Below are 13,700 nucleotides of genomic sequence, written 5' to 3'. Positions count from 1 at the left end.
AAAACCGCGCATCGCGCGGTTTTTCCGCCTTCGGTCCAGGCCGTGCCTGGTCCGGGGTGAAGGGGGCGGACAGCCCCCTTCTGGGGTGCGGGGCAAAGCCCCGCGTCTCGTCAGGGGTCAAGCGCGAGCCGGCCCATCCAGAGGGCGCCCTCGTTGCGAGGAAGGAGGCCGTGTTCGCCCTCGGAGAACCCGAGGACTGCGCTCACGAGCGTCACCTCGCCCGCCCCCACGGCGAGGCTCATGAGCCCCGCGTTGCACGACAGGATCCGATATCCGAGGGGCGCGCCTGCGGGGTCGAGGGCGAACGTGAAGAGCGCGCTGCCGATGCCTGCGCCAAACGTCGGCGTGCCGCCCGGGAGCGGCTGACCGCTTACGTTGAAGCCCGACATGGCGCGGCCTGCGAGGACCACGCGCCCATCCTCGGCGACATCCACGTCGCCGAGCGTGAACGCCTCCGCGAAGGGGCTCGCCGACTGGTCGAAGTACTGCCCCCAGATCTGCTTGCCGGCCCCGTCGAGCGCCACGACGAACCCGTCCTCCCCCACGCCCGTCGTCGTGACGACCTCCAAGCCGAGGTCGATGAAGCCGGCGAAAGGCCCCGCCACCACGACCCCGCCCCCGGGCCGCGCCGCGAGGTGCACCTCATAGCCCAGGCGAGCGTGGACCTGCCCGAGCTCCCGCGCGACGATCGGCGTGCCTTGTGGATCGAACGCCGCGACGAAGAGCTGCGACGCCACCGGCATGGACGACATGGGCCCCACGATGAGCGGCAGACCATTGCCGAGATCGAGCGCGCCGTTGGACAACCCCACGATCCAGGTATTGCCCTCGGCGTCGGCCACGGCGTCGAGCACCTGCTGATCGTACTCGTCGCCGTAGCGGCGCACGTAAAGCAGCTCGCCCGCGGCGTCGTATCCGGTGATGAGCAGGTCCGCGGAGCAGTAGTCCGCGGGCGGCGTTGCCTCGACCGGGCCGCCGGGGAACGGGATCGTGCCGTAGAGGCTCTTCACGAAGCTCACGCCGCCATCGGGGCGCGCCGCGATGTGCGGACCGGGCGGCAAACAATTTTCGAGCGGGAAAAACGCGTCCTCGACGAGCCCGACGCTCCACGCGGCGGCGCCCGCGTCCGACATACGGGCCACGAAATACCCGCGTTGCCCTGGGGTGTTCAGGAGCGCGCCCGCGCCGAGATCGATCTGCGTCGTGAAATGGCCCGCCACGTAGAGATCGCCGCCTTCCTGCGCCGAAAGCGACGAGATCCCGTCCACGCCTTCATCGCCGAACGTACGATCCCAAACGACCTTCCCGTGCGCATCGAAACGGACGAGCACCGCTTGGCCGGCGCCGTCCGCCAGGACCACCCGTTCGCCGAGGTTCAGATTGTTGGCGACGTGGGCGCCGAAGACGAACCCGCCCCACGCGTTCTCGACCTCGAACGCTGGGAGGAAGCCGGCCGGGCCCTGCGCGGGGATCGAGACGAAGCGCGGCGGGAGCGGTTTTGCGGCGGCGTCCTTGCGGGAAAACGTGATCTCGTTCGGCAGCCGCTCGAGCTGCGCCGCCGAGTCGTAATAGGACTGCAGGGTGGCGGTTTCGGCCTCGTACACCGCGCCCTGGAGCTCCATGGGCTGGCCGATCGAGCAGAGCCAGGCGAGCTCGTCACCGGGCGCCTTCAGGCTCACGCCCGTGAACGGGACGCGGACCTTCGTCTCGTCATACAACTCGGCCTCGAGCGGGAACAACGAATCGCCGTTCGGCACGCGGAGGTCGGTGACCACGGGCGTGAACGGGGCGCCGGTCGTGGTCACGTCGAGTTTGTCGAGCCAGATCTCGGCCTCGTCCTCTCCGCTCCCTAGGGCGAGGTTCGCCGTGAGGTCGAAGGCGCCGTCGAGCTCCACGCGGCCATCTTCGCGCGTGGAGAGCTCGACCTCGGGGTTCAGGAAATCGACCTGCAGGCTGCCCACCTCGCCGCGGCAAGCGACGAGCGCGAGCGCGGACAGGGAAGCGACGAGGAGAGGCGCGGTGGGCGAGGACGAGGCCATGGCGATCAGTAGCGTACCGTGAATTGCGCCGAAGTCGGACCCACGCGCAAAGACGCGGCGGCGGGGGCCTGCGCGTTGCGCGCGCCGTAGATCCAGAAACCGAGGCCCAGGCCCGTAACCGCGAGCGCGCCGAGGTAGGCCCCGGTGGCCACCGCGCTCGGCAAACCTTCGAGCTGGAAATCGTCCCCCCTGGCGGCCGCGAGGCCCGTGCACGCGAGGCCCACGCCGAGGGCCGTCGCGAAGATGCCCCGCTCCGTGAATGCGTCGCTCTTCCGCGGGGTGGGTGTTCCGTCGGTCCCGAGCCCGACGAGCGTGGCCGTGACGGAGGCGATGCCGATGCCGATGCCGTTCGCCAGGAAGAGCCTGCCCGCGAAATCGAGGTTCGGGTCGAGGACGCCATAACAACCGGCGACGCCGCACCGCTCGTCGGCCGTCTCCGCGACGCCCATCATGACGCCGCCGGCCACGATGAACGCCGCGCCGAGGCCGAGGACGCCGAGGCTGTATGGAACCGTCGGCGCGCGAAATGACGGCGGGTCTTTCGGCGCGGGCGGCACTTTCTGCGCGGGCGGCGCGGGCGCCAGCGCGGGTGGCGTGGACTCCGCGTCTACGGGCGCGGGATCGGCCTCGGCCTCGAAGCCCATGGTGGGCAGCGCCCCCTGACGCACGACGTCCCCGCTCCCCGCGCATCCCGCCATGAACACGAACGAGAGCCAGCCGAACCTCGAAATGCCCCTGCCCATACCTTCCTCGCGCCTCCTCACCCGGCTTGCCGCGGCATGAACGTTCGCGCCCTCCTGCGCGCGCCACGTTCTCAGAGTTTCGCGCTCGAGACAAGCTGACGCGCCGGGACCGACCGCCACGGCCGCGCCGAGGGCCTCCGCCGCGCGCTTGTATTGTTCTTGATCCGCCGTCGGATCAGCCTGTAACATCGAAAACGATGCGTCCGGTATCGCTCCTTCTCGCGGGCATCGCTCTTTGCACGGTGACCGCGCGTGCCTCGGCGGACGAGCCCGCGGGCACGCGGCAGGCCGATGGGTCGCAGGCGGCGGCGGTCCAGGCGGCGCGCGTCGAGATGGAGGCCGGAAACTTCGTGACGGCCTGCCCCGCGTTCAAGGTCGCCTACCGCGAGGAACCGCGCCCGTCCACGCTCTTCTGGCTCGCCACGTGTTACGACAAGTGGGGCCGCATCGCCACGGCGGCCGTGCACTACGACGAATACCTCACGGCGTTCGAACAGCTCTCGGACCTCGAACAGAAGGCCGAGCGCGACAACGAGGAGGCCGCTTCGGCGCGGCGCCATGCGCTCGAGGCGAAGATCCCCAAGGTCATCCTCCGCGTCCCGCGCAACGCCCCGGCGACGACGCGCGTGCTCCGCAAGTCGCTCGAGGGGGGTCCGCCCTTGGAGGTGAGGATTGGCGTCCCGCTCCCGATCGATCCGGGCGAGCACGTGCTCACGACCGAGATCCCGGGCCGCCCCTCCGTGTTCACGAAGTTCCGACTGAAGGAGGGGGAAAACCAGGTCATCGACGTCGTGATGCCGCCGGCGACGGAGACCGGCGAGCCCACGAAGACGGCGACGGCCCTGCAGCCGGTGCCCTCGAGGTTCCCCAAGCTCGATAGTGGGATCTCGGGCCGTCGCGTCGCGGCCTACACGCTCGGGGGGCTCGGCGCGGTGGGCATCGCGGGGGGACTCGTGATGGGCATCATCACGTGGGCGCAAAAGGAGCCGATCGAAAAGAATTGCCTCCCCACGAACCCCAAAATCTGCAACACGACGGGCGTGGGCGCCAAGCAGACGGCGGCCATCACGGGGATGATGAGCAATGTCGCGCTGCCCGTCGGGGTCGCGTTGCTCGGCACCGGGATCGCGCTTTATTTCACGGAGCCGCCTCCCTCCAATTTCGGCAAGCTCGGGCCGGGGACGCAGGTGCGCGTGGGGCTCGGGCCCATGAGCGGCTCGGTCGAAGTGCAATGGTGATGCGGCGCCGGGCCAGGAGACAATCGATGATGCGCGGGACGGGTATTCGCTGGGCACTCGGGTTCGTGGCGATCGGGACGCTCCACGGCGTGGGCTGCGCGCGGGAGCCCGAGGCGGACGACGAGGGGGCCGTGGCCGCGCTTTCGCAGGCCCTGGCGGAGTCGCCGCTCGGCAAACCGGCCTCGTGTGGCCTCGTGGAGTACCGCGCCCCGACGACGTGGACGACGACGGCGCAGGACGGATTCGAGATGCTCACGTCGCCGGATAGCCGCGCGCACATCCTGCTCGCGCCGCTCAAAGCCTCGGACACCCTGGCCGGCAAGCGCGACGCCGCGCTCGCCGTGTTCGGCGCGACCGAGGTGCGTCTCGCCGAGGAACGCTCGATTCGCGTGGGTGAGGGGCAGCTCGAGGCGAAGGCGAGCGACGGCGCATGCCGCATCGCCATGGGCGAAGCGGGCTTCCAGTATGCCGTCGTCGACGCGGGACGCGAGGAGAAGACCTTCGTCTTTTATCTGTTCGAGAAGAGCGCGCCGGAGTCGACGCGTACCGAGGGGATGCGCATGATCGCGTCGTTCCGCGCGAAGTTCTGATCGGTCGTCCCTCGAAGCACCGCGGACGCCCTTGCGGCGCCCGCCTTCTGCCGGCCCGGCCCCCGCGAAGGGAGCCGGGCCGCTGCCATTTCACGGGGAGCAGACGCCGGCGCCGTTGCAGGCGCTCGGGGCGACGCAGGTGTTCGCCGGGAAGTCGTCGTACTTACCCGAGGTGATCGGTTGACAGGTCCCGTTGCCCCCGCTGCCCTTCGCCGCCGCCGAGCAAGCCTCACAGACACCCGAGCAGGCGCCGTTGCAGCAGACGCCGTCCACGCAGTGGCCGCTGTTGCACTCCGCTGCACTGGCGCACGCCTGCCCGTTCAGCTTCTTGCAGCCGCCCGCGCCGTCGCAGCCCTGGCCCGTGGGGCAGAGCGAATCGGACGTGCCCACGGGGACGGGCGAGCACACGCCCGGGTTTCCGGCGGTATTGCACGCCTGGCAGACCCCGTTGCACGACGAGTTGCAGCAGACGTTGTCCACGCAATTGCCGCTGCCGCATTCGTCGGGCGTCGAGCAGGTCTGGCCATTGGCCTTTTCACAGGTGCCCGCGCCGTCGCAGGCGCTCGTCCCCGTGCACGTGTTCGCTGGCACGTTGTCCGGCTGTCCTGCCGGGATCGGCGAGCACATACCGACATTGCCCGTCACGCTGCACGACTGGCACGTGCCAGTGCACGCCGAGTTGCAGCAGACCCCCTCGACGCATTGCCCCGAGGCGCAGTCGTTCGCCATGGTGCAAGACTGGCCATTTTCCTTCTTGTTGTTGACGCACGTGCCGCTCGGCCCGCACGCGTTCGCGCCGCTGCAGACAGTCGTCGCGTTCGTGTCCTCCAGGCCGGGGATCATGTCGCCGCACGTGCCGTCCGTGGTCCCGCCGGCCGCGATCGAACAGGCATCACAGGTGCCCGTGCATGCCGCGTTGCAGCAGACCCCGTCCGCGCAGAAGTTGCTCAAACATTCGCCGGTCGTCGAGCACGCCGAGCCATTCGTCTCCTTGCAGACGCCCGAGCCGTTGCACGCGTTCATCCCGACGCAGGTGCTCGCCGCGACGTTGTCCTGCATGCCCGACACGATGTTGCCGCACGTGCCGTCCGAGCCTTGCCCCTTCGCCGCCGCCGAGCACGCCTGACAGGTGCTCGTGCACGTGCTGTTGCAACAGACCCCGTCCACGCAGTTGCCGCTCAGGCATTCGTTCCCCGCGCCGCACACCGCGCCGTTCGACTTCTTGCATGTGCCCGTACCGTCGCACACGTTCGTCCCGGTGCAGGCGTTCGCCGGGACCGTGTCCTGCGTGCCCGACGTGACGTTGCCGCACGTGCCGTTTGCCGGCGCGCCCGATGCCGCCGCGCACGTCCGGCAGGTGCCGTTGCACGCGGAGTCGCAGCAGAACCCGTCGATGCAGTTGCCGCTGAAGCACTCGCCGGCCGTGGAGCACGCGCTGCCGTTCAGCTCCTTGCACACGCCGGCGCCGTCGCACACGTTCGTCCCCGTGCAGTTGCCCGCCGGGAAATTGTCCGGCTGACCGCTGTCGATGTTCGTGCAGGTGCCGGCGAGCATGATGTTCTTGTTGCAGGTCTGGCACGACCCGCAGGCCATCGCCGTGCAGCAAACCCCGTCGACGCACGCGCCGCTCGCGCACTCGGAGGCCGTCGAGCACACCTCGCCCTTCGTCTTCAGGCACGCGCCGCTGCCGTTGCAGACGTTCGAGCCACCGCAGACGGGCGCGTCGTCCGTGCTGCCCGGCGCGATGTTCCCGCAGACGCCGTTCGCCGCGGCGCCTTTCGCCACCGAGCACGCCTTGCAGACGCCGGTGCACGAGGTGTCGCAGCAGACCCCGTCCACGCAGTTGCCGGTGACGCAGTCGCTGCCCGTCGCGCACACGATGCCATTCGCGCTCTTGCACACCCCGCCGCCGTCGCAGGCTTTCGGCGCGGCGCACGTGTTCGCGGGGTAATTGTCGGGCTGGCCCGACGTGATGTTGCCGCAAACGCCGTTCGTCGCGGCGCCCGCCGCCACCGAGCACGCCTGGCATTCACCGGTGCACGTGCCGTTGCAGCAGACCCCGTCCACGCAGTTGCCGCTCAGGCATTCGCTGGCGTTCCCGCAGACCTGCCCGTCGTTCTTCTTGCAGGTCCCGCTCCCGTCGCAGGTGTTCGTGCCGGTGCAGGCGCCGACGGGGTTGTTGTCCGTCGTGCCGGCGTTGATGTTCTGGCACGTGCCGGCGGTCATGATGTTCTTGTTGCAGGTCTGGCACGTCGAGCACGACCCCGAGCTGCAGCAAACGCCGTCGACGCAGGAGCCGCTCACGCACTCCGTCCCGACGACGCAAGCCTCGCCCATCTTCTTCTTGCACGCGCCGGTCCCGTCGCACACGTTCGCGCCGCCGCAAACGGGCGCGTCATCCGTGCTGCCCGACGCGATGTTGCCGCATTGCCCGTCGGTCCCGGCGCCCTTCTTCGCCAGCGTGCAGGCCCGGCACGTCCCGCCGCACGCCTCGTTGCAGCAGACGCCGTCCGCGCAGAAACCGCTCGAGCAATCGCTCCCCACGCCGCACGCCTGACCGAGCGCCTTCTTGCAGACGCCCCCGCCGTCGCACGTGTTGAGCCCGCCGCAGACCGGGTTCGCGTCCGTGCCGCCGTTCTGGATGTTCGCGCAGGAGCCGTTCGTCGCCGCGCCCGCCGCGATCGAGCACGCCCGGCACGTCCCCGCGCACGCCTCATTGCAGCAATAGCCGTCGACGCAGTTGCCGCTCGTGCACTCGTTGCCGGTCGGGTTCGTGCAGGTCTGTCCCGTCGCCTTCTTCGAGACGCACTGGTTCGAGGCGTTGCAATAATGCGTCGACGCGCAGTTTGCGTCGCTCGTGCACGTCGTCGGGCAGGAGACGCCCGGCGCGCACACGTAGGGCGTGCAGCTCGCCGTGACCCCGGCCTTGCACGCACCCGCGCCGTTGCAGACCTGCGTCACGTTGAGCGTGGTGCTGTCCGCGCACTGGCCGTCCATGCAATCGTTGTCGGGGTCTTGGCCGTTCGCGATCGGCCCGCACGTACCGTCCGCGCCGCTGCCCTTCTTGCCCGCCGAGCAGGCCTGGCAGAGGCCCGTGCACGCGTTGTTGCAGCAGACGCCGTCGACGCAGTTGCCGTTCGCGCACTCGTTGTTGCCAATGCACGAGTTGCCGTCCGCCTTCTTCGCCTGGCAAGACGAAAGCAGGCAGTAGTTGCCCGTCGCGCAGTCCACGTCGCCCACGCACGTGCTCGAACACGCGTTGTTCTTGCAGAGGTATGGCGCGCACGAGATCTGCGACGTGGCCGTGCAGGTGCCGGAGCCGTTGCAGGTCGAGCTCGGGCTCAGGGTCGTCGCGTTGAGGCACTCCGCCGCGGCGCAGGGGGCGCCGTTCGGGTGCAGGGCGCATTTGCCCGTGCCGTCGCAGACGCCCGTCGTCCCGCAGCTCGCGATCGACGTCGTCGCGCACTCGTTGTCGGGGTCTCCGTTGTTCACGACCGGCCCGCAGATGCCGTCGCTACCCTGGCCCTTCTTGCCCGCCGAGCACGCGTAGCAGGTGCCCGTGCAGGCCGAGTCGCAGCAGACGCCGTCGACGCAGTTGCCGCTCGCGCACTGGTTGTTCGTCTGGCACGACGAACTGATGGTGCCCTTCGGAATGCACTGGCTATTGTTGCAGTAGTACCCGCCCGCGCATTGCGCGTCGATCGCGCAGCTCGTGTTGCACTGGCCGGCGCTGCACGTGTACGGCACGCACGACTGCTCGGCGCTCGTCAGGCACGCGCCGTTGCCGTTGCAGAACTGCGGCAGCTTCGCCGTCGTGATGTCCTTGCACGTCGCCACCACGCACTCGACGCTATTGCTGTATTTCGCGCACGCCCCGGCGCCGTTGCAGAAGCCCGTGTTGCCGCAGCTGCTCGGGTTGTCCGACGCGCACTCGTTGTCCGGATCGGCGTTGCCGACGATCGCCTGGCAGAAGCCGTTGTTGCCCTGGCCTTTCTTGGCGGCCGAGCACGCGAAGCAGGTGCCGTCGCAGGAGCTGTTGCAGCAGAACCCGTCGACGCAGTTGCCGCTCGCGCACTCGAGCGCCGAGAGGCAGAACTCGCCGATCGGCTTCGGCGCGCACTTGCCGGCCGAGCAGATGTTCGTCTTGCAGTCGATGGCGTTCAGGCAATTCTTGCCGATGTCACAGGCCTGGCAGGGCAGGCCGCCGCCGCAGTCGATGTCCGTCTCGTTGCCGTTCTTCGTTTGATCGTTGCACTGCGCGGGCACGCAGATGCCGCCCGTGCAGACGCCGCTCTGGCAGTCGCCGGCGAACTGGCACTGCTTGCCGTCCGAGCACTTCTTCTGCTCCTGCACGCACGGGCCGCCGCAGTCGAGGTCCGTCTCGGCGCCGTTCTTCTTGTTGTCCGAGCAGGTCGGCGAAAGGCAGATGCCGCCCGTGCAGACGTCGCTCTTGCAGTCGACGTTGGTCTTGCACTTCTCGGACGGGTCGCATTTCTCCGGACAACCGCCGCCGCAATCGACGTCCGTCTCGGTCCCGTTCTGCACGAAGTCCGTGCACTGCGAGGGGGCGCAGATGTTGTTCGTGCAGATCTTGCTCTGGCAGTCGGTCGCCACGAGGCACTTCTGGCCCGTGTCGCAGCGGGCGACGCAGTCGGGGCCGCCGCAGTTGACGTCCGTCTCCTGCCCGTTCGCCGCGCTGTCGGTGCACGTCGGCGCGAGGCACGTCTTGTTCGCCCCGCAGACCTTCTCCTTGCAATCGGCGCCGACGTTGCAGCCCTGCCCCGTGCCGCAGCCCTGGCACTGGCCACCGCCGCAATCGATGTCCGTCTCGCTGCCGTTCTTCGTGGTGTCGCCGCAGGTCGCCGCCTGGCAGACCTTGTCCTTGCAGGAGAGGCTCACGCAATCGAGCGCGCTGTTGCAATTCTGGAGGTTGACGCAGAGCAGAGGCTTGCAGGCGTCGCCGCAGTCCTTGTCGCTCTCGTTACCGTTCTCCACGCCGTCGAAGCAGGTCGGCGCCTGGCACTTGCCGCCGACGCACACGTTCGAGAGGCAGTCGGACCCGTACTCGCAGTTCTTCGTGGGCTGGCAGCCGGGGCAGGCGGAGCCGCCGCAATCGACGTCCGTCTCCGTGCCGTTCTCCGTCGCGTCGTCGCACGTGTCGCCGACGCAGATGCCGCTCACGCAGACCTGCGAGACGCAGTCGTCGCCCGTGTTGCACTTCTTGCCGTCGGGGCACTTGATCACGCAGGTGCCGCCGCAGTTGACGTCGGTCTCGCTGCCGTTCTGAATGCCGTCTTCCGGGCAGCAGAGGACGCCCTCGTCGATGACGCCGTCGCAGTTGTCGTCGACCAGGTTGCAGCCCTGCTCGGGGTTCTGGAAGGGCTTGACGTCGGGCGTGCAGATCGTGCCCGGCTTGCCCGTCTCCTCGTCGATGCCGCAATCCGTCTTGCCGAACTTGCAGATGCCGGGCAGCTTCGTCGTGCAATCGAGGCCGAGGCCCATCGCGTCGTCGGGCAGGCCGTTGCAATCGTCGTCGAGGCCATTGCAGACCTCGGCGCCGGGGAGCACCTCGGTCAGGCACTTCGTCTCGTCGAACTTGCCGCCCTTGCAGGGGTAATACCCCTTCTTGCAGACGCCGATGCCGACGAACTTGTCGTCGCCCGTGTAACACTCCTTCGTCTGATCCCCGGAGCACTCGCAGCCGGAAATCTCGTCGATGGCGCCATCGCAGTTGTTGTCGACACCGTCGCAGACCTCGCCGCCGGGGATGACGTCCGCCTTGCAGTCGCCCCAGAAGCCGTTCAGGCAGGTCTGATCACCTTCCTTGCAGTTCGCGACGCCCTGCGAGATCGGCGGGCCGCCGTAACACTTGCGGGTCTGCCCCTCGGTGCAGGCGCAGTTGTCGTTGACCTTGCCGTTGCAATCGTTGTCGAAGTTGTCGTCGCAGTTCTCGAGGCCCGGTAGCACCTCGCCGGTGCAATCGAGCCAGATGCCGTTCGTGCAGGTCTGGATGCCGGTGATGCAGATACCGACGTTCCGGGTGAGGGGCGCGCCGCTATAACAACTCTGGACCGCCCCTTCCATGCAGGGACACCCCTCGTCGATGAGGCCGTCGCAGTTGTTGTCGATGCCGTCGCAGATCTCGTCGGCCTGGGAGTCGACGGGCGGACAGGTCATCGGCAGGCCGTTCACGCACGCGGGCCGGATCGTGCGACAGGCGCCGACGCCGCACTCGAGCGGCGGCAGGTCTCCGGCGCTGCACGGGTTCTCGTCGCTCTCGGTATCAATGCCGAGGATCGTGGTGCAGCTCAGGATGGTCATCGCCGCCATCAAGAGCCCCAGCAAGGAGTACCCGGTCCGCCGCGTCATAGGGCTGCCTGCCTGATAAAAAGGTGAGAGGGCGGTCCCATCGTATCCGCAGCGAGGACCTCCTTACAAGAGTGTTGCGGCCGATCCAGGCGATACGCGCCGCACCCCGCCGCCTACCGCTTCACTGTCGCCGCAGCTTTCTTCTTCGCGAGCTCCGCCTCCTCGACGAGGCACCGGTGCGGCTTTGCCCCCGAGCTCCCCTCCCCGCAAATCAGACAGAAAAACGCCGTCACGGGCTCGGGCGGCGGTTGCTTTTTGGCTGGCTGCCGGGACGGCGGCGCGGGGAGCGGTTTTCCTTCGACGGCGGCAGCGGCCTCGGCCGCCTTCTTGCGGCGCTCGAGTTCGTCCCTGAGGGCGCGCACCTCGGCGGCGAAGGCGTCCTTTTGTATCGAGAGGTCCTCGACGTCCTGCTCGGCTTGCCGGAGGGCGCGGGAGAGCGCCTCGACGCGCTGTATCGCGGCGGCAAGGTCCCCGGAGCGGCCATCGGTCTTGCTGCGGGCCTCGGCGAGCTCACGTTCGAGCGCCTCGGCCCTTGCGCGCGCCTCCCGGAGCTCCCCGGACAGCTCTTCGGACCTCTTTTGCGCCTCCCCAACCTCTCGGGACAGCTCTTCGGACCTCTTTTGCGCCTCCCCAACCTCTCGGGACAGCTCTTCGGACCTCTTTTGCGCCTCCCCGACGTCTCGGGACAGCTCTTCGGACCTCTTTTGCGCCTCCCCAACCTCTCGGGACAGCTCTTCGGACCGCTCGCGCGCTTCCCGGAGCTCGCTTTCCAGCTCCGCGGATCTCGCGCGCGCCTCCGCTGCCGCCGCCGCCTCCGCTGCCGCCGCCGCCTCCGCTGCCGCCGCCGCTCCCGCTTCCGCCTCCGCCTGCGGCAACGCCTTCTTCGCCTCGGCGGCGGCCTTCCCGAGCGCCCGCGCCTCTTCCCGCGCGGCCCCGAGCTCCCGCGCGAGCGCGCCTCGTGATCGCAGAAGCGCTACGACCACGAGCACGAGCGCGCAGACCACCGCGACCAGAATCAACGAGAGCCCATCCATACGCGCACCGGCGCGTGCCCAGCATGGGGCAGGCAGGCCCTTCAAGGCAAACACTTGCGCCCGCCTCCCGATCCCGCCAAGGTGGCCGGCCCTTCCGGAGGACGCGCTTGGCCGACGCGAACGAGGATTATTTCTACGAGGCCCTGCCCTTCGCCGAGACGCACCCCGACCACCTCGGCGCGATCGGTGTCCTCTTTGGCCTCCGGCCCGCCCCGCCCGCTCGATGCCGCGTCCTCGAGATCGGCACCGCCACCGGCGGCAACGTCCTTCCCATGGCCGCCGCCTTCCCCGAGAGCCGCTTCGTCGCCCTCGATCGCGCCGAAGACTCGCTCGCCGTCGCTCGAAAACACGCCGAGGGCGCCCGGCTCGCAAACCTCGCCCTCCACCTCGCCGACATCCGCGCATTCGAGGACGAACCCGGCTCCTTCGATTACATCGTCTGCCACGGCGTCTACTCGTGGGTCCCCGACGACGCCCGCGAAGCCATTCGCCGCGTCGTCCGCCGGCACCTCGCGCCCCACGGCCTCGCCTACATCAGCTTCAATACCTTGCCCGGCTGGCACCTGCGCGGCGCGATCCGCGACATGCTCCGGCGCGAGGTCGGCACGGAAGGATCCGCCGCCGAGCGCGTCGCGAAGGCGCGCGCTTTTTTGCGTTTCCTCGGCACCGAGGCCCCGGGCTCCGATCCCGCGCGCGCCTGGCTCGCGAGCGAGCTGCAAACCCTCGCCGAGCTCTCGGACCACTACCTGATCGGTGAGCACCTCGCCCCGAACAACCACGCCGAGTATTTCGCCGACTTCGTCCGCGACATGGAAGGCGCGGGGCTCGCGTTCGTCACCGACGCCCACGTGCCGCTCGTGTTTCCCGAGCGCCTCGGGCCCGCCGCCGACGAGGCCGTCCGGGCGCGGGCAGGCAGCGGCGACCTCGTCTCCCTCCAGCAATCGCTCGACCTCCTCGAGCTCCGGTGTTTTCGCCGCGCCGTCCTCTGCCGCGACGACGCCCCCCTCTCGCCCCGCGTCTCGGCCGATCGAATCTTTTCGCTCGTGCTCGCCTCGCCGCTCGCGCCGGGCACCACGGCGCCAAACCTCGCCGAGGGCGTGGAGGAGACGTTCGTCGGGCCAGGCGGGGCGATCGGCACCGATCAGGCCACGCTCAAGGCCGCGCTCGTCACGCTCTCCGAATACACGCCCGGCGGGCTCCCGTTCGACGCGCTCGCGTGGCAGACCGGCGAGAAGCTCGGGCTCGCGGCGTTCGAGGGCGAGGCGCGGGCGCGGCTCGCGCGAAACCTCCTCGGGCTCTACACGAAAGGCGCGATCCGGCTCTGGGCCTCGCCAAAGCCCGTGGCCCAGGCGCCCGCCAAGCACCCGCGCGCCTTCCCGTTCGCGCGTTATCAGGCGAGCGTGGGCAGCCCGTTTTGCACCACGCTCCTGCACGAGGGCGTGCAGGTCGACACGTTCGATCGGGCGATCCTCGCGCGCATGGATGGGACGCGTGACGCTTCGGCGCTCACGGAGGCGGCGCTCGAGGACGCGCGGCGCTGTGTGGTGTCGGTGGAGATGAACGGCGCGCCCTGCACGGATGCGGAGGTGTTCGCCGAGATCACCGAACAGAAGCTCCTGCGCTTTGCGCGGATGGGCTTTTTGATGGAGTGATCGGACGGCGCGACGTGTATCATCGCCTGGGAATC

7 protein-coding genes are annotated in these 13,700 nt (G+C 69.2%); 3 read left to right on the top strand and 4 right to left on the bottom strand.

All coding sequences use genetic code 11. From position 1 onward, the window contains the following. Positions 1-110: 110 nt before the first annotated feature. Positions 111-2,039, bottom strand: a complete 1,929-nt coding sequence (locus tag KEG57_RS30475; RefSeq protein ID WP_272421935.1) for a hypothetical protein — start codon at positions 2,037-2,039, stop codon at positions 111-113. A gap of 5 nt (positions 2,040-2,044) precedes the next feature. Further along, on the bottom strand, positions 2,045-2,782 hold the full coding sequence (locus tag KEG57_RS30470; RefSeq protein ID WP_272421934.1) for a hypothetical protein: 738 nt from the start codon (positions 2,780-2,782) through the stop codon (positions 2,045-2,047). 197 nt (positions 2,783-2,979) lie between these two features. Between KEG57_RS30470 and KEG57_RS30465 the strand changes: the two genes are divergently transcribed. Continuing rightward, a complete protein-coding gene (locus KEG57_RS30465) occupies positions 2,980-4,020 on the top strand; it encodes a hypothetical protein (RefSeq protein ID WP_272421933.1) in 1,041 nt (346 codons plus the stop codon). Positions 4,021-4,046: 26 nt separating this feature from the next. After that, on the top strand, positions 4,047-4,610 hold the full coding sequence (locus KEG57_RS30460) for a hypothetical protein (protein ID WP_272421932.1): 564 nt from the start codon (positions 4,047-4,049) through the stop codon (positions 4,608-4,610). A 90-nt stretch (positions 4,611-4,700) separates the two neighbouring features. On the opposite strand, the gene KEG57_RS30455 is transcribed toward KEG57_RS30460, so the two are convergent. Continuing rightward, complete coding sequence (locus tag KEG57_RS30455; RefSeq protein ID WP_272459084.1) at positions 4,701-10,979, bottom strand: MopE-related protein; 6,279 nt, start codon at positions 10,977-10,979, stop codon at positions 4,701-4,703. Between the two features lie 113 nt (positions 10,980-11,092). Further along, positions 11,093-12,013, bottom strand: a complete 921-nt coding sequence (locus tag KEG57_RS30450; RefSeq protein WP_272459083.1) for a hypothetical protein — start codon at positions 12,011-12,013, stop codon at positions 11,093-11,095. A gap of 107 nt (positions 12,014-12,120) precedes the next feature. On the opposite strand from KEG57_RS30450, the gene KEG57_RS30445 reads away from it, so the two are divergent. Next, positions 12,121-13,665, top strand: a complete 1,545-nt coding sequence (locus tag KEG57_RS30445; protein WP_272459082.1) for a methyltransferase regulatory domain-containing protein — start codon at positions 12,121-12,123, stop codon at positions 13,663-13,665. Positions 13,666-13,700: the final 35 nt, after the last annotated feature.

The sequence above is a fragment of the Polyangium jinanense genome, assembly GCF_028435365.1.
This window is presented reverse-complemented; position numbering and strand designations above follow the sequence as displayed.

Bases quoted from the DNA above. Each gene is read 5' to 3' on its own strand.
- KEG57_RS30475 (WP_272421935.1), bottom strand. From the start codon at position 2,039: ATGGCCTCGTCCTCGCCCACCGCGCCTCTCCTCGTCGCTTCCCTGTCC.
- KEG57_RS30450 (WP_272459083.1), bottom strand. From the start codon at position 12,013: ATGGATGGGCTCTCGTTGATTCTGGTCGCGGTGGTCTGCGCGCTCGTG.
- KEG57_RS30470 (WP_272421934.1), bottom strand. From the start codon at position 2,782: ATGGGCAGGGGCATTTCGAGGTTCGGCTGGCTCTCGTTCGTGTTCATG.
- KEG57_RS30460 (WP_272421932.1), top strand. From the start codon at position 4,047: ATGATGCGCGGGACGGGTATTCGCTGGGCACTCGGGTTCGTGGCGATC.
- KEG57_RS30455 (WP_272459084.1), bottom strand. From the start codon at position 10,979: ATGACGCGGCGGACCGGGTACTCCTTGCTGGGGCTCTTGATGGCGGCG.
- KEG57_RS30465 (WP_272421933.1), top strand. From the start codon at position 2,980: ATGCGTCCGGTATCGCTCCTTCTCGCGGGCATCGCTCTTTGCACGGTG.